Below are 14,931 nucleotides of genomic sequence, written 5' to 3'. Positions count from 1 at the left end.
AGCGACCGACACCGGCACGTCCTGCCGACGTCCAGCAGTCGTTTACGTCTCCACTCCCAACCCTCGAGCGATGAACGGAAGCATCCTGGACACCATCGGCTCGCCGCTGGTCCAGGTGAACTCGCCGGAGGGAGCGACGATCGCTGCCAAACTCGAGTCGTTCAACCCCGGCGGATCAGCCAAGGACCGACCCGCGATGGCGATGGTTCGCGCGGCCGAACGCGACGGCAGGCTCGAGCCCGGCGACCGGATCGTCGAACCGACGAGCGGCAACACCGGGATCGGCCTCGCGCTCGTCTGTGCGGCGCGGGACTACGATCTCACGATCGTCATGCCGGCCTCGAAGTCCGAGGAACGCCGGCGGATCATGGCGGCGTACGGCGCCGACCTCGAGCTGGTCGAGGGGAACATGGAGGCAGCTCGCGAGCGCGCAGACGAGATCGAAGCCGAGGGAGCCGTCCAGTTGGGCCAGTTCGAGAACCCGGCGAACCCCGAGGCCCACTACCGGACCACCGGCGAGGAGATCGTCGAGCAGGTCGGCGAGCGCGAGGTCGACGCCTTCGTCGCCGGCGTCGGCACCGGCGGCACGCTCTCGGGCGTCGGCCGTCGCCTCCGCGAGGAGTTCCCGGCGGTGGAGATCGTCGCCGTCGAGCCCGCCCGCAACCCCGTCCTTTCGACGGGCGAGGCGGGCGAGGACGAGTTCCAGGGGATGGGGCCGGGGTTCGTCAGCGACAACCTCGACACCGACCTGATCGACGAGGTCCAGACGGTCGCCCTCGAGGACGCGGAAGCCGAGTGTCGGCGCCTGGCCCGCGAGGAGGGAGTCCTCGTGGGGCAGTCGAGCGGCGCGACGAGCCTCGTCTCGCGGCGCGTCGCCGAGCGCATCGCCAGACCCGAGTTGCACTGCCCGGAGGTGCCCGACGTCCTCGAGAGCCGGTTCGGCGCGGTCGGAGAGACGAAAACCGACGGCGGCGAACCCGCGGTCGACGACTGCCCGCTGGTCGTCACCGTCTTCTGGGACAGCGGCGAACGCTACCTCTCGACCGGGCTGTTCGACTGACGAGAGGGGCGAGTCGGACGACAGAGGGATGCTGTTGCCGACCGTTGCAATCCGTTTCACCGGAGTAACACCCGTCAGTGTCCGTCCCAGTTCGTGGGAACCGGTCGAGCGTCGGGCTCACTCCGTGAGAAACGTTCGCAAGATTTCGTTGAAGCGCTGCGGTCGCTCCCGTGGCACCCAGTGACCGCAGTCTTCGAGCACCTCGAGGCGCGCGTCCGGGATCGCCGCGGCCGCCCGACGGGACCAGGCGACTGGAAACAGGGGGTCGACCCCGCCGTGGACGAGCAGCGTCGGCGCCGCAAGCGACTCGAGCTCACCGCTGAAGTCGGTGCGCGTCGTGCCGTCGGCCGCGAGTTCGTGGCGCTGGAACGCTTCGAATGCGCGCCCGGCCCCCGGCCGTCCCGCCCGCGATCGAACCGCACTCACGAACTCGTCGTCGAGGTTCGAGGCGTCGGCGACCACCGACGCCAGGCCGAACCGGGTCGCCGCCGTCGACGTTCCGAGCGCCGCCCAGCCGACCGCGTTCGCGCCCGGCACGGACGCGAGTGCGCGCCAGAACGAGCCCGCGGAGAGCCGCGCTCCGAGGCCGTAGCTGCCGACCAGACCCAGGCGCTCGACGCGCGAGGGGTCCTCGAGGGCCAGTCCGAGCGCCGCCGCGCCGCCCATCGAGAGTCCGACGAGCGACGCGCGCTCGTGGCCGACGCCGTCGAGAAACGACTCGAGGACGGAGACGTAGCTCGCGATCGAGTGGGGGAGGGCGTCCTCGCTGTCGCCGTAGCCGGGCCAATCGGGGGCGTACACCCGGTGCTCGTCGGCCAGTGCGTCGATCGCGTGGTACCACGAGAGGGTCGCGTCGTCGATCCCCCCGCCGTGTAAGAGGACGACCGGCGGCCCCCCGGTACCCGCCCGCCTGTAGGCGATCCGACAGCCGTCGATCGTCGTCGCGCCGGTGCCGCCGGTCACGGCGAGAACTCGGCTTCGGTGAGCCGGACGACCAGCGTCTCCTCGACGTCCCGGAGGTCGTAGTCGGGCACCTCGCCTCCGGTCCGGCGGACGTACAGCGGTTCGACCAGACGGGGTGCGGTCACCGTCGTGACCGGGTGGTCGTCGGCGTCGTCAGCCGACGACTCGGGTTCGTCGGCCTCGAGGCCGTACACCTTGCAGAACTCGCCCGTTTCTCCGGGCTCGAGCTCGCCGTTTCGCAGCGCCTCCGCGAGTCCCCGAGAGAGCCACTCCGTCTCCGAGACGCTCGGCTCCTGAACCAGCACGTCGTCGACGAACCGCACGAGGTACCACTGGAGGTCGTTCAACAGCGAGACCGCCGCGCCGACGCTGACGGTTCGCAGCGAGAGCGAGTTCTCGAAGGGGCGCTCGAGGTCGTAGGTCGCGAGCGCCTCGCGGGAGGTCTCCCGCGAGAGGAGTTCGTACTGGAGGTTCACCTCGGGCGCGCCGACGAGACAGACGCGGGTCACTGTACGGAAGTGGGCGTGTCCCGATAATGTGGGTTTCGGCTTTCGACGACTGCGCGGTCGATGCCCCAGCGTTCACCGCAGTCAGGGATCGACCAGCGTCGCACGCTCGGCCGCCTCCGCCGCGCGCTCGAGCAGGTCGTCCGGTTCGGCCGCGAGCAGCGGCTCGAGGCGGGCGTTGGTCTCGGCGCGGTCGGGAGCGATGCGGTTGCAGCCGGCGTCGATCGTCGAGTCGGTGTAAGTACCGATCTCGCGGGCCTGTGCGACGATCTCCTGCTTGTCGCGGGTGAGGAGGGGGCGGTGGATCGGGAGATCGGTAACGCGGCTCGTGACGCCGATGTTCTGGGCCGTCTGGCTCGATTTCTGTCCGATGGCTTCGCCCGTGACGATGCCGCTCGCGCCGGTCTCCTCGGCGATGTGTTCGGCGATCCGGTAGAAAAAGCGCCGCAGCGAGAGCATCCGCCCCTCCTCCATCGTCTCCGCGAGCAGCGCGACCGTCTCGCCGCCGGGCACCCGGTACGTTCGCATGTCGAAGTTGGGCGCGTACCGCGAGAGCGTCCTGACGGTCTCGATCGCCCGTGCCTCGTGGTCCGGTCCGCCGTAATCCCCGAGATCGACGTAGACGGGAATCACCGGCGAGCCGCGTTTCATCAGCTCGTAGGCGGCCACGGGCGAGTCGATCCCGCCGCTGACGAGCGCGACCAGCGGCGCCTGCGAGCCGAGCGGGAGCCCGCCCGGTCCCTCGAGTCGCTCGACGAAGACGTAGGCCGCGTCCTCGCGAACTTCGACGCCGAACGTGAGGTCGGGGTCGTCGAGATCGACTTCGGGGTCGATTCCCTCGGTCTCGGCGGCCTCCCAGATCGCGCTGCCACCCTCGCGGGCGACGTCCTCGCTCGTGAACGGGAGTCGCTTGTCGGCCCGGCGGGCGTCGACGGCGAACGTCCCGCCCGTGTAGTGCTCGCGGGCAGTCTCGGCGAGGGTTTCGCGGATCGCCTCGAGTTCGGTCGACACCGCGACCGCGGGACTGGTCGAGACGACCCCGAAGACGTCGGCCGCGGCGGTCGCGGCCGCGTCGACGTGTGCCTCGTCCGTGTGGATCAGCGGCCGGTCCCAGCCGGGTTCGATTTCGCCGGGGATCTCGCGGTCGGCCAGGACGGCCTCCGTGTTCTCGAGGAGGAAGTCGGTCATGTACCGCCTGACGGTGTTGCTCTTCGTGCTCACGTCTCCCTGGCGGATGAGGACGACGTCGGCGCCCGGCGGGTGCATGGCTCGAGGTAGACGGTCCGCGCTATAAGGGGGTTACGAGGCCAGCTAGATGATCGACTCGTCGACGGTCGGGCTCACGCTGCCGGTGTGGGCGTAGACGCCGACGACGAGGATCGTTCCCGCGACGAGGGCGATGATCGCGCTGACCGCGTACATGACCTCGAAGCCGATCGTCTCGGCCAGCGGCAGGGAGATCAGCGGACCGAGCCCCCCGCCGACGTCGCCGAGGACGTTGTTCGTCCCCATCGCCCGCCCCATTCGCTCGTCGGGCGTGAGGTCCGCGAGCAGGGCGGTGAGCGGGCCGCCGACGCCGCCCTGACCGGCCCCGATCAGGATGCACCCGCCCACGACGACCCAGAACGACGGCGCGAGGACGAGGACGAGAAAGCCGAGGCTGTTCAGGACGAGAAAGCCGACGAGGACGGGCACTCGAGCCCCCACTGTGTCGCTCATCACGCCCCCGGAGATGGTGAAGACCGCCCCCGCGAGCACGGTGACGGCCATCAGCATTCCCGACGTTCCCTGCTCTTCGAACGCGACGGTGTACCCCAGGATCTCCGTCGAGATGGTGAGGCCCTCGACCTGGAGGTAGAGCACGAGCGTCGAGAACAGCACGCCGACGTAGGCGAAGTAGAGCCCGAAGTTGACGAGGCCGACGGTGACGGCGGGGATCGTGAGTTCGAGATCCCACGGCTTGACCGAGTCGTCGTGTTCGTCGACGTGGGTCTCGGGGACGATGAAGTAGGCGATGATACTCGCGAGGCCGGCGAAGGCGGCCGCGAGGACGAACGCCGCGGTGTTACCGTAGATCTCGCTGGTGACCCCGCCGAGGACGAGACCGGCCGGGAAGCCGAAGGTGATCCCGGCGCGGACGATCCCCATGCTCGTCCCCCGCGAGTCGGCTTCGCTGACGTCCGCGGTGATCGTGTACGCCGTCGCGAACACGAGCGCGCTGCCCAGTCCCCACAGCAACCGGGCGGCCAGAAACCAGAATTCGGCAGTCGACGGGAACAGCATCGCGATGACGTAGCCGAACGTCGCGACGCCCTCGATCGCCAGCCCGATGACGAACGGTTTGCGGGTGCCGATCCGGTCGACGAGGACGCCGGCGGGCGCGTTCGCGAGCAGCCGCGTCCAGCGGTTCGCCGACAGGATGAGTCCGACCATGACCGCCGAGATGCCGAGCACCTCCCCGAGGTTCGGCAGAATCGGGAAGATCACGCCGCCGCCGAAGCCGACGAAGAACGTGCTCGCGACGACGGCGAGGACGATGCTGCGAGAACTTGGTTCGTGATTACTCACTGGCGATCGCTCCGCAATCCATTTCGATTCGTAGTACGGTTCTCGACGTCCGCTCTTGACTATTCCGAAGCTCCCCCTGCCGTGCCGGTTTCGCTCGAGGGGTCGAACCCGGTCAGAACGTGGTGAGTTCGCCGTCGATGACCTGGCGGGTGACGTCGGTGACGTTCGCGAGCTGGTCGTCGACGATGGCTTCGATCTCGCCCTGGACGTCGGCCAGTTCGACGCCGTCGGCCGTGACGACGTGGACGTCGGCGACGTGCGGTCGGTCGATCGGCCGGCCGATCTGGGAGAGCAGGCGCACGCGCAGGTCGCGGATGCCGTCGACCTCGTCGACGACCTCCTCTGCGATCTGCGTCGAGAGGAGGTTGTAGATCTTGCCGATGTGGTTGACCGGGTTCTTCCCGCTCGTCGCCTCCATCGACATCGAGCGGTTGGGCGTGATGAGGCCGTTGGCGCGGTTGCCCCGCCCGACCGAGCCGTCGTCGCCCTGTTCGGCGGAGGTGCCGGTGACGGTGAGGTAGATCGAGCCCGACTCGACGTCGTCTGCGGTGTTGACGTGGACGGTGACGTCCCGGTCGGTGTACTCCGCGGCGACGTCGCTGACGAACTCCCCGACCGCGTCGACGGCGGCGACGTAGTCGTCCATGTCGCCGATGTGCTCGTCGATCATCGCCGCGGCGACGGTGACGTCGATCCGGTCGCCCTCGCGCTTGCCCATGATCTTCACGTCCGAGCCGAGGTAGGGGTTCTCGGCGGCGAACTCCTCGTTGAGCCGGCGTTCGGCGTTCCAGACGATCTCCTCGGTTTCCGACAGCGGGGCGTGACCGACGCCGAAACTGGTGTCGTTTGCCATCGGCACCGTGACCTCGTTCTCGCCGAAGACGTCCTGGAGGTCCCCGCTGCCCTCGCCCAGCTTGATGTCGACGATCACGTCGGTGCCGAACTCGAGTTGGGGGAGTTCGGACTCGAGGTAGTCACGGGCGGCGCGCAGGGCGATCGTCTCCGTCGGGATCGTCTGCCCCTCATAGTGTTTCGTCGCCCGGCCGACGATCAGGACGTAGATGGGGTCGACGACCTCGCCGCCGCCGAAGGCGGGGGCGGCCTCGCCGGCGACCAGCTGGGTCTCGTCGGTGTTGAAGTGGAGCACCTTGCCGACGCGGTCGAGGTACGCGCGAGCGAGCGCCCCGGCGACGCTCTCGGCGATTCCGTCGCAGATGGAGTCGGGGTGGCCGATCCCCTTTCGCTCGACGATCTCGACTTCCTGATCCTCGACGGCGCGTCGATCGATCGGCTCGACGCGAATATTGCGGTCTGTCATTGCTCGACGTTTTCCTCCTGTCGTTCTATAACTTGCGAAAACAGGCCTCGAACGAATAATGCTCGAGAGTTATGCGGCGGTCGAGAGCCCTCGAGGCGCCGGCGCTCGCGCCGCTCGTACCGTCGCTCGAACCGTTACCCCTCGAGGTGAAGCTCCAGGTAGGAGGTCCGAAGCTGGTCGGCCGGGTCGAGTTCGAGGCGCTCGAGCACGTCGTAGGCGTCCTCGCGGGCGTCCTCGAGTTCGTCCGCCGTCGCCTCGGTTTCGACCTCGACGAACTCGCCGACGCCTGCGACCGAATCGAGGGTGACGGTGTACCCCTCGAGGGCGTACCGCGTTCGTTCCTTGCGAACCGTCGCCGCCGGGTCGAAGCCGAGGTTCGTGAGGATCGCCTCGAGGTCCTCGGCCTCCTCGACGCCCGTTTCGGCCTCCTCCCGGGTCTTCGAGGCGTCGTCGACGAGGGGACCCTTGTAGGTCAGCCGCGTCTCGCGGCGGTCGTCCGCACCGGACTCCCGGCGGATCCGGAGCGCCTCGTCCGTCTCGGGAAACGACCGGTGGGGGGCGTCGTAGTAGGTGTCGACCTGGACGACCGTTCCGGCCGGTCGCGCGCCGAGGTCGGCCAGTCGGTCGCGGACCGCCTCGAGGTCGGCCGGCACCTTCACTTCGACTTCGTACATGGGCGAGGACACGGCCGGGGGAACGAAGAAAGGGGTGGTCCGGTCTCGAGGCAAAACGTCGTCCTTAAATGTGGACAGCGGGACGTTCAATGTATGACCGAGGATCAGGAGGCCGAGCTCGAGGAGCAGGCCGATGACGTCGATGAGGAAGTCGAAGACGCAACCGACGGACTGCAGGCCGGCGACTTCATCCGGCTGGCGTACACCGCACGCACCGTCGAGGACGACCAGCTCGTCGACACGACCGACCCCGACGTCGCCGAAGAAGAAGGCGTCGCCGACCAGGACCACGAGTTCGAGCCGCGAACGATCGTCCTCGGCGAGGGTCACATCTTCGATGAGGTCGAGGACGAACTCCTCGGCGGCGAAGCCGGCGACTCCGGCTCCGTGACGATCGCCGCGACCGACGCCTTCGGCGAGTACGACCCCGAGGCCGTCGAGACGATCAGCGCCGAGAAGATCCCCGAGGACGACCGCTACCCCGGCGCGCACGTCCACGTCGACAACCGCCACGGCAGCGTCATCACGATTCTGGGGAGCCGCGCCCGCGTCGACTTCAACCACCCGCTCGCCGGCGAGGACGTCGAGTACGAGTACGAGATCTTAGAGGAGGTCGACGACCGCGAGGAGCGCGCGGCCGGCCTGTTCGGGATGTACCTCGACGTCGAGCCCGAAATGTGGATCGAGACCGACGAAGTCGAAGAGGAGGTTGAGGTCGAGCCCGACGAGGACGACGAGGAAGAGGAGGACGCCGAACCGGAGTTCGAGACCCAGACCGTCGAGAAGGAGACGCTGTACATCGAGGCGACCCCGCAGCTGACGATGAACCAGCAGTGGATGTTCTCGAAGCAGCAGATCGCCCAGGACCTGATGGGCAAGGTCGACGTCGACCGCGTCATCGTCCAGGAGGTCATCGACGGCATGGGCGGGATGGGCATGCCCGGCATGATGGGCGGGATGGGCGGCGCCGCCGGTGCCGGCGGCGCCGACCTCGAGGACGCGCTCGAGGACGCCGACATCGACGCCGACGAGATCGTCGAGGAACTCGAGGGCGCAGACGAGGAGTAACCCCGACGACGGCTGCGGCAGTTCTTTCGAGGCGAGTTACGGGCAGTGTCGACGAGGCGTTCCGACTGAGTACGACTTATACCCGACGAGCGTTTCCGTTCCGGTATGGGCGTTATCGCAGAGTTGCAGCTGCCGGCGGCCGAGTTCGCGCTCAGCGAAACGGTCGAGGCCTTCGAGACGTTGCAGTTCGAGATCGAGCGCATCGTCGCCCACGACCGGAGCCACGTCATGCCGTTCGTCTGGATCAGCGGCCCCGCGTTCGACGGGCTCGAGGGGGCGCTTTCGGCCGACGACACCGTCGAAGACGTCCGACTCGTCTCGAACCTCGAGGACGAGCGGCTGTACGAGATGAGTTGGGTCGGCCACGTCGAGGCGCTGATCCGGATTCTCGTCGAGGAAGAGGGGACGGTGCTGGCCGCGGAGGGGAACAGCGAGGGGTGGATGCTCCGAACGCTGTTTCCCGAGCGAGAGGCGCTCTCGCGGACGTACGACTACTGCGGGGAGCACGGCCTCTCGATCGACATTCAGTCTATCTATCAGCTGGACGACGGTCGCAAGGGACGGTTCGGGCTGACCGACAGCCAGCAGACGACCCTCGAGGCGGCGTTCGAGCGCGGCTACTACGAGGTTCCGCGCGGGCTGACGAGGGACGAACTCGCCGCGGAACTCGGTATCTCCGGGCAGGCGCTGTCCGAGCGGTTGCGCCGGGCCCACCGAAACCTCGTCGAGAACACGGTAATCATCGGTGCCGACGACCACGACGGTACGTAGCGTGCGGTCGTCCCGGATCGTCGGAACGTAACACAGCCTGACAAAATAAATAGACACTACGAAATCATGGCGCCGAGCTAACCCCCCTCCTCGGCTAGAAACGGCCATGGCTGTGCTGGTTACCCTCCAGTTGCCGGGCGAAGATACGGCGCTAGAGCGGACGTTCGACGAGCTGCCGGACGCGAGATACGAGATGGAAAACACGCTGACCGCCGGTTTTCCCGGCTTCTGGGTGTCGGGCGAGGAGCGCGCGGCCCTCGAGGGCGCGTTCGACGTCGACCCGACCGTCGAGTCCTACTCGCTGATCACCGCCGGGGACGGCCGGCTGCTGTACGACTTCGAGTTCGGGACGTCGATGTACGACGTGTTGCTCCAGCTGTTCAGGGACCGGGCGGCGATTTTCGCGATGACCGGGACCGGCGGGACGTGGACGCTCCGGCTCCGATTTCCCGAGAGGTCCCACCTCCAGCAGAGCCACGACCAGCTAAAAAGCGAAGGCGTCGACGTCGAGGTTCTCAAGATAACCCGAACCACGGATACGGGTAACACCCGTCTCGAGTTGACCGAGGCACAACACCGGACGCTCGAGTTGGCGGTCGAGCGCGGCTACTTCGAGGTTCCGAGACGGATCACGATGGAGGAACTCGCCGCGGAACTGGGGGTCTCCCACCAGGCGCTGTCCGAGCGGCTCCGGCGTGCGTACCGCACGCTCGCGATCACGACGCTCAGCGTCTACGGGAGCGGCGCCGACGTCGAAACGGAGACGGCGAACTGATCAGGCGATGTCGCGGCTCGTGTCGATCTCGACCTGTTCGGAGAGCTGGAGCTTGATCGTCTCCGTCGGGGCGCCGCCGCCGCGGAACTTCGGGATCGAGAGGTGGTTTTCGATCTCCGAACCCTCGAGGTTCGTCCGCAGGTCGAAGACGGCGTCGGCGAGGTGTTCGGTTCGCGCGCGGTTGGCCGGCTCTTCGGGCCCCTTCAGACAGTGGAGCACCGCGATGCTGCCGGTGTCGAGCATGTGCTCTTTGAGCCGGTTGAGAAAGGCGACGTAGGCGGCCGGCTCCGCTCGCTCGAGGACGTCCATCGTGTCGATGATCAGGTTCGCGCCCTCGGGGACCGCGCTGGTGAACCGGGTCGCCTCCTCGAGGGGATCGGCACTCGAGACGTGTCGCACCGTCGGGCTGCCGACGCGGCCCTTCGAGGAGTCGATCGCGTGTCGGACGAGCGCTTCGGATCGCTCCGTCGAGAGGTAGAGCGTGCCGCGGGCGGCCGTGAGTTCGTAGAGCAGGAGTTCCGACTGGCTGGCCGGCTTCGCCGTGTAGGCGACCACACAGCCCGGCGGCAGTCCGCCGTCGAGTTTGCGGTCGAGTACACTGATTCCGGTGTGTAGTCGGCCGACCATACGGGTATACTGATTTTCCACACTGCCTGCATAACTCTTTGCGTTACGCGCGAGCGAGCGAATCCGCCCCGGCTGACGAATGGTGAGATTCAAGGGGGCAGGGGGAGCCGTATCGAACGAATGTGCCACGAGCACCTCATCACGAGTAAACAACTCTCGCGGGCGGACATCGAGCAGGTCCTCGACCGCGCCGCCGAGATCGCCGCCGATCCGGACGCCGTCGCCGGCCGCCACGTCGGGACGCTGCTCGGCCTGCTCTTTTTCGAGCCGAGCACCCGGACGAAGATGAGCTTCGAGACGGCGATGAAACGCCTCGGCGGCGACGTCGTCGACATGGGGTCGATCGAGTCCTCGAGCGTCACGAAAGGCGAGAGCCTCGCCGACACGGTTCGGGTCATCGAGGGGTACGCAGACGCGCTCGTCCTGCGCCACCCGAAGCAGGGGTCGGCGACGATGGCGAGCGAGTTCGTCGACGTGCCGCTCGTCAACGCCGGCGACGGCGCTGGCCACCACCCGACCCAGACCTTACTCGACCTCTACACCATCCGGGAGAGCGCCGGACTGGACGATCTGACGATCGGGATCATGGGCGACCTGAAGTACGGACGGACGGTCCACTCGCTGGCCTACGCGCTGACGAACTTCGACGCCCAGCAACACTTCATCAGCCCGGAGAGCCTGCGGCTGCCCCGCGAGGTCGTCTACGACCTCCACCAGGAGGGGGCTTCGGTCCGCGAACACGACGGCCTCGAGGCGGTCCTCCCCTCCCTCGACGTGCTCTACGTCACCCGTATCCAGCGCGAGCGGTTCCCCGACGAGAACGAGTACCAGCAGGTCGCCGGCGAGTACCAGATCGACGCGGCGGACCTCGAGGCGGCGAACGACGACCTGACGGTGATGCACCCGCTCCCGCGCGTCGACGAGATCGCCCCCGACGTCGACGAGACGTCCCACGCGGCGTACTTCGAGCAGGCCCACAACGGGGTGCCGGTCCGAATGGCGCTGCTCGACCTCCTCATCGGTGGTTCACAATGAGCGCAGATCACGAACTTCGCGTCAGCAAGATCCGGAACGGAACGGTGATCGACCACGTCCACGGCGGACAGGCGCTGAACGTCCTCACGATCCTCGGCATCGACGGCAGCGAGGGCGAGGAGGTCTCCGTCGGGATCAACGTCCCGTCGGATCGCCTCGCCCGCAAGGACATCGTGAAAGTCGAGGGCCGAGAGCTGAGCCAGGACGAAGTCGACGTGCTGTCGCTGATCGCTCCCGACGCGACGATCAACATCGTTCGGGAGTACGACGTCGTCGAGAAACACCGGGTCGAGCGGCCTGCCGTCGTCGACGGCGTGCTCTCGTGTCCGAACCCCAACTGCATCACGACCGACAGCGAACCCGTCACCTCGACGTTCGACGTCCTCGACGACGGCGTCCGGTGTGCCTACTGCGAGACGATCGTCCGCGAGGACATCGCCGACCTCATCGACGGCTGACGACCGGTCGGATCGAAATCTAGTCGGCGAGACAGAATATCTAAGTGATCTGCACACAATTGTCTGCGTGCACATGCCGCGCTCAATAAAATTCCTGATCGCGCTGGTCGCACTCGTCGTCCTCTGGAAACTCTTCCTCAGCGGTCCCTCCGAGGTCGAAGTCGAGTACGAACCGGTCGAGTAACCGAGTTCCGAACGCCTTACTCCCTCGAGTCCGTACCCCCGTCCATGTACGGCGTGGTCACGCGGAACGCTGAGGAAGCGGGGTGGGGGGAGTTCGACCGCGGTTTCTACGAGGTCAAAGACGTCACCGGCAGGTCCGCCGAGCCGCTCCCCGACGCGGTCAACATGGTCTCGTGTTTCGGCGACAACGCCGCCGCCGATGCCGACCCATCGCTCGTTCCGGTCGACGACATGGGGCGGCCGGCGACCCGCGACCGGACGTACTTCGACTGGGCGTACGTCTGTCCCTCCCGCGAGGAGTACCGCCAGGGGTTGTTCGAGATCATCGACGACTGCGTCGCTGCTAACGAGGACGTCCGCCTCGACGATATTGGCTTTCCCCGCCCGGAGTACTGTCACTGCGGGTTTTGTGAGCGCGACTTCGAGGAGAGCGCGCACGACGACTGGTACGCCTGGCGCGCGAGCGTCATCACCGAGTTCGTCGAGGCCGCGACCGCCCGGATTCCCGGTCGCGTCTACATGACCCTCTACCCCGACCCCTACCCCGGCCACCTCTACGAGCGGGCGGGGATCGACCTCGAGGCCCTCGAGGCCCACGTCGACGAGTTCGTCGTCCCGCTGTACGACACCGCCTACGGGACGACCTACTGGCTCGAGACGATCGCGAAGGGGTTCCAGAGCGCGCTCGAGACGCCGTTCAGCGTCGAACTGTACGCGGTGAACGTCGACATCGACGACCTGATCCACGCGACCGAGGTCGCCGCCGCCTACGGCGAGGCGGTGTTCTTCGGCTACGACGCGAGCAACGCCCGGGCGGCGCTCCGGCGGATGGACGCCGACGAGCGAGAGGGCGTCTCACACGGCGAGCCGAGCTCCTGAAGCCGGGGCCGGTTCTCGAGCCGATCGACTACACGCCGTTTTCGGCCCGCCAGGCGAGGAGTTCCTCGCGGTCGCGCGTGTCCGCCGGCAGCGTCTCGAACCAGCGGGCGGCCGAGATTTCGCCGTCGGGGTCGGAAACCTCCGGCTCGAGGCTCTCCGCGGTCGCGGCGAACGTTGGAATGATCCCCCAGGTCTCGTAGCCGCCGGTCTCGATCTCGACGCGGGTGACCATCGCCAGCCCCTCGTACCGGGCGTCGATTCCGGCCTCCTCGTCGAGTTCGCGCCGCGCCGCCTCGAGAAACGACTCCCCGCGGTCGACGCCCCCGCCGGGGAGCACCCAGCGGTCGACACCCTCGTGGCGGACGAGCAACAGCTCCCCCGAGGACCGTGAGACGATCGTGTGCGCGCCGAACGGCGCCCCCGTCCGCCGGGTGCGGTCGACGAGCGTGCTGAACCGGCGTCGGGACACCCGACGGGTTCGCTCGCGCTCGGAAAAGCCCTCGTAGCGGCGCTCGAGTCGCCTGTACGCCTCGTTCGCCCGGCGGCTCGCCTCGTCGGCCCGGATGCGCAACTCGTCGAACGTCATCGGCGGCGACCGATCTCCCGGCGACAGCCCGGCGTTCCGACGCTCGGCGACGAGACGGTGCTCATGCTGACGGCCTACACCGGCTCGCGGGAATAACGCTTCGATACGGGCAGCGACCGGGTAGTCGGGTACGGGGCGGTTCGGACACACACAACTTTGCACCCCCGGGGCGAACGGGGACCCATGTACGACCGGATCCTCCTTCCGACGGACGGCAGCGCGACGATCGACCGCGCGCTGGAACACGCGCTCGACCTCGCGACGACGTACGACGCGGCGTTGCACGTCCTCTACGTGATCGACGCGACCGTGTTCGCCAACGACGTCGAGATGGGGACGATCGTCGAGGAGTTCGAAACGTCCGGCAACCGGATCGTCACCGACGTCGAAACGCGCGCGCGGGAAGCCGGGTTCGACCGGATCGTCACCGACGTCGCCAGAGGCGCTCCCCACGGCGAGATCCTCGAGTACGCGACCGACCACGACATCGACCTGATCGTGATGGGGACTCACGGGCGAACGGGAATCGACCGCTACCTGCTCGGCAGCGTCACCGAGAAGGTCGTCAGGATGTCCGACGTGCCGGTGTTGACCGTCCGTCAGGAGCGGGAGTGATCCGGAGAGGGTGACGGGTTTTTACAGCGACGGGGTGTATCGAGCGCATGTCACCACAGGCATCGTTCGACGTCACCTCCGCACGCGACGGCGACAGCTCGGTGCTCGTCCTCGGGCTGTCGAATCCCGGCTTCGCGGGCGTCACCGCGACCGACTACCTGATTCGCCACCTCGAGTGCGAGGAGGTCGGCCACGTCGCACCCGACGGACTGCCGTCGATCACGCCGTTCGCGGACGGTGAGCCGAGAAACCACACCCGCATCTACGACGTGGTCGACACGCCGCTGGCGCTGCTGATCGGCGAGCTGTTCGTGCCGGTGTGGGCGGCCGCCCCGTTCGTCGACGCCGTCCTCGAGTGGGCGAGTAAGGCCGGTATCGACGAGATCGCGATCCCGTACGGCGTGGCCTTCCCCCACGAAGCCGACGAGCACGCGGTGTTCTCCGTCGCAACGGAGACGTTTCGGCGTCGACGGCTCGCCGACGCCGGATTCGAGGGGCTCACCGGGGGCGTTCTCGACGGCGTCGTCGGCGACGTCGTGGCGCGCAGCCTCAACGGCGACGCGCCGCCGACGGGTGCGCTCGTGACGCCGACGCACCCGCCGGGGCCGGACCTCGAGGCCGCACTGTTGCTCGTCGACGCTATAGAGCGGCTCTACGGCGTCGACGTCGACGAGCGAGAGCTGCGCGAGCAGTCCGAACAGCTGGCCCAGTACTACTCGACGCTCGCCGATCGGATGACCGCGATGGGCGAGGGCGGGCCCGAGGGACGCGACTACCCGGAAGACCGCACGTACATGTGAGACGGGCGCGAGAAAGCGGCGCCATTTTTACCCTCGCTGTCGCAG

The 14,931-nt window shown here is 67.7% G+C and carries 17 protein-coding genes; 9 read left to right on the top strand and 8 right to left on the bottom strand.

What is annotated here, in order from left to right; translation table 11 throughout:
• Positions 1-70 precede the first annotated feature (70 nt).
• Positions 71-1,060: a PLP-dependent cysteine synthase family protein gene (locus NMQ11_RS08170; protein ID WP_255167029.1), complete on the top strand. Its 990-nt coding sequence runs from the start codon at positions 71-73 to the stop codon at positions 1,058-1,060.
• Between the two features lie 117 nt (positions 1,061-1,177).
• Here NMQ11_RS08170 and NMQ11_RS08165 read toward each other — a convergent pair whose 3' ends face one another.
• The 6 genes from NMQ11_RS08165 to cyaB all read right to left on the bottom strand — a co-directional run bounded on the left by NMQ11_RS08165 (position 1,178) and on the right by cyaB (position 7,089).
• Positions 1,178-2,023 carry an alpha/beta fold hydrolase gene (locus NMQ11_RS08165; RefSeq protein ID WP_255167028.1) on the bottom strand — a complete coding sequence of 282 codons (846 nt, stop codon included), beginning with the start codon at positions 2,021-2,023 and terminating at the stop codon, positions 1,178-1,180.
• Positions 2,020-2,532, bottom strand: a complete 513-nt coding sequence (locus tag NMQ11_RS08160) for a DUF5804 family protein (protein ID WP_255167027.1) — start codon at positions 2,530-2,532, stop codon at positions 2,020-2,022. Before NMQ11_RS08160 ends, NMQ11_RS08165 begins: the two co-directional genes overlap by 4 nt.
• 81 nt (positions 2,533-2,613) lie before the next feature.
• Positions 2,614-3,795, bottom strand: a complete 1,182-nt coding sequence (locus tag NMQ11_RS08155; protein ID WP_255167026.1) for a tRNA sulfurtransferase — start codon at positions 3,793-3,795, stop codon at positions 2,614-2,616.
• A gap of 45 nt (positions 3,796-3,840) precedes the next feature.
• Positions 3,841-5,097: an MFS transporter gene (locus NMQ11_RS08150; protein WP_255167025.1), complete on the bottom strand. Its 1,257-nt coding sequence runs from the start codon at positions 5,095-5,097 to the stop codon at positions 3,841-3,843.
• Positions 5,098-5,209: 112 nt separating this feature from the next.
• Positions 5,210-6,415, bottom strand: a complete 1,206-nt coding sequence (locus NMQ11_RS08145; protein WP_255167024.1) for a methionine adenosyltransferase — start codon at positions 6,413-6,415, stop codon at positions 5,210-5,212.
• A gap of 134 nt (positions 6,416-6,549) precedes the next feature.
• Complete coding sequence (gene cyaB, locus NMQ11_RS08140) at positions 6,550-7,089, bottom strand: class IV adenylate cyclase (RefSeq protein ID WP_255167023.1); 540 nt, start codon at positions 7,087-7,089, stop codon at positions 6,550-6,552.
• Positions 7,090-7,182: 93 nt separating this feature from the next.
• On the opposite strand from cyaB, the gene NMQ11_RS08135 reads away from it, so the two are divergent.
• The 3 genes from NMQ11_RS08135 (at position 7,183) to NMQ11_RS08125 (ending at position 9,703) form a co-directional block, all read left to right on the top strand.
• Positions 7,183-8,157 (top strand): FKBP-type peptidyl-prolyl cis-trans isomerase, encoded by a 975-nt coding sequence (locus NMQ11_RS08135; RefSeq protein ID WP_255167021.1) that lies wholly within the window; start codon positions 7,183-7,185, stop codon positions 8,155-8,157.
• Between the two features lie 105 nt (positions 8,158-8,262).
• Entirely contained in the window at positions 8,263-8,928 is a 666-nt protein-coding gene (locus NMQ11_RS08130) for a helix-turn-helix domain-containing protein (RefSeq protein ID WP_255167019.1), read from the top strand.
• A gap of 106 nt (positions 8,929-9,034) precedes the next feature.
• A complete protein-coding gene (locus tag NMQ11_RS08125) occupies positions 9,035-9,703 on the top strand; it encodes a helix-turn-helix domain-containing protein (protein WP_255167017.1) in 669 nt (222 codons plus the stop codon).
• On the opposite strand, the gene NMQ11_RS08120 is transcribed toward NMQ11_RS08125, so the two are convergent.
• Positions 9,704-10,330 carry an RAD55 family ATPase gene (locus tag NMQ11_RS08120; protein ID WP_255167015.1) on the bottom strand — a complete coding sequence of 209 codons (627 nt, stop codon included), beginning with the start codon at positions 10,328-10,330 and terminating at the stop codon, positions 9,704-9,706.
• Positions 10,331-10,450: 120 nt separating this feature from the next.
• Here NMQ11_RS08120 and pyrB point away from each other — a divergent pair, with 120 nt between their 5' ends.
• The 3 genes from pyrB (at position 10,451) to NMQ11_RS08105 (ending at position 12,885) form a co-directional block, all read left to right on the top strand.
• Positions 10,451-11,365 (top strand): aspartate carbamoyltransferase, encoded by a 915-nt coding sequence (gene pyrB, locus NMQ11_RS08115; protein ID WP_255167013.1) that lies wholly within the window; start codon positions 10,451-10,453, stop codon positions 11,363-11,365.
• A complete protein-coding gene (gene pyrI, locus NMQ11_RS08110) occupies positions 11,362-11,823 on the top strand; it encodes an aspartate carbamoyltransferase regulatory subunit (protein WP_255167012.1) in 462 nt (153 codons plus the stop codon). Before pyrB ends, pyrI begins: the two co-directional genes overlap by 4 nt.
• A gap of 228 nt (positions 11,824-12,051) precedes the next feature.
• Positions 12,052-12,885, top strand: coding sequence for a hypothetical protein (locus NMQ11_RS08105; RefSeq protein ID WP_255167010.1), 834 nt, complete (start codon positions 12,052-12,054; stop codon positions 12,883-12,885).
• Between the two features lie 28 nt (positions 12,886-12,913).
• Here NMQ11_RS08105 and NMQ11_RS08100 read toward each other — a convergent pair whose 3' ends face one another.
• The gene (locus NMQ11_RS08100) at positions 12,914-13,471 is read right to left on the bottom strand and encodes an NUDIX hydrolase (protein ID WP_255167009.1); all 558 of its coding nucleotides are present in this window, start codon (positions 13,469-13,471) and stop codon (positions 12,914-12,916) included.
• Positions 13,472-13,654: 183 nt separating this feature from the next.
• Here NMQ11_RS08100 and NMQ11_RS08095 point away from each other — a divergent pair, with 183 nt between their 5' ends.
• Together NMQ11_RS08095 and NMQ11_RS08090 are read left to right on the top strand one after the other, a co-directional pair.
• Entirely contained in the window at positions 13,655-14,086 is a 432-nt protein-coding gene (locus NMQ11_RS08095) for a universal stress protein (protein WP_255167008.1), read from the top strand.
• 47 nt (positions 14,087-14,133) lie between these two features.
• A complete protein-coding gene (locus NMQ11_RS08090) occupies positions 14,134-14,886 on the top strand; it encodes a proteasome assembly chaperone family protein (RefSeq protein WP_255167007.1) in 753 nt (250 codons plus the stop codon).
• The last annotated feature ends 45 nt before the right edge of the window (positions 14,887-14,931 follow it).

Source organism: Natrononativus amylolyticus (genome assembly GCF_024362525.1).
Lineage (GTDB): Archaea > Halobacteriota > Halobacteria > Halobacteriales > Natrialbaceae > Natrononativus > Natrononativus amylolyticus.
The sequence above is the reverse complement of the archived record's forward strand: the minus strand, read 5'-3'. Positions and strand labels throughout refer to the sequence as shown.

Excerpts from the sequence above, each read along its gene's own strand:
- NMQ11_RS08155 (WP_255167026.1), bottom strand. The coding sequence starts at position 3,795 with ATGCACCCGCCGGGCGCCGACGTCGTCCTCATCCGCCAGGGAGACGTG.
- NMQ11_RS08090 (WP_255167007.1), top strand. The coding sequence starts at position 14,134 with ATGTCACCACAGGCATCGTTCGACGTCACCTCCGCACGCGACGGCGAC.
- pyrI (WP_255167012.1), top strand. The coding sequence starts at position 11,362 with ATGAGCGCAGATCACGAACTTCGCGTCAGCAAGATCCGGAACGGAACG.
- NMQ11_RS08100 (WP_255167009.1), bottom strand. The coding sequence starts at position 13,471 with ATGACGTTCGACGAGTTGCGCATCCGGGCCGACGAGGCGAGCCGCCGG.
- NMQ11_RS08130 (WP_255167019.1), top strand. The coding sequence starts at position 8,263 with ATGGGCGTTATCGCAGAGTTGCAGCTGCCGGCGGCCGAGTTCGCGCTC.
- NMQ11_RS08095 (WP_255167008.1), top strand. The coding sequence starts at position 13,655 with ATGTACGACCGGATCCTCCTTCCGACGGACGGCAGCGCGACGATCGAC.
- NMQ11_RS08170 (WP_255167029.1), top strand. The coding sequence starts at position 71 with ATGAACGGAAGCATCCTGGACACCATCGGCTCGCCGCTGGTCCAGGTG.
- pyrB (WP_255167013.1), top strand. The coding sequence starts at position 10,451 with ATGTGCCACGAGCACCTCATCACGAGTAAACAACTCTCGCGGGCGGAC.
- NMQ11_RS08105 (WP_255167010.1), top strand. The coding sequence starts at position 12,052 with ATGTACGGCGTGGTCACGCGGAACGCTGAGGAAGCGGGGTGGGGGGAG.
- NMQ11_RS08120 (WP_255167015.1), bottom strand. The coding sequence starts at position 10,330 with ATGGTCGGCCGACTACACACCGGAATCAGTGTACTCGACCGCAAACTC.
- NMQ11_RS08145 (WP_255167024.1), bottom strand. The coding sequence starts at position 6,415 with ATGACAGACCGCAATATTCGCGTCGAGCCGATCGATCGACGCGCCGTC.
- cyaB (WP_255167023.1), bottom strand. The coding sequence starts at position 7,089 with ATGTACGAAGTCGAAGTGAAGGTGCCGGCCGACCTCGAGGCGGTCCGC.
- NMQ11_RS08135 (WP_255167021.1), top strand. The coding sequence starts at position 7,183 with ATGACCGAGGATCAGGAGGCCGAGCTCGAGGAGCAGGCCGATGACGTC.
- NMQ11_RS08125 (WP_255167017.1), top strand. The coding sequence starts at position 9,035 with ATGGCTGTGCTGGTTACCCTCCAGTTGCCGGGCGAAGATACGGCGCTA.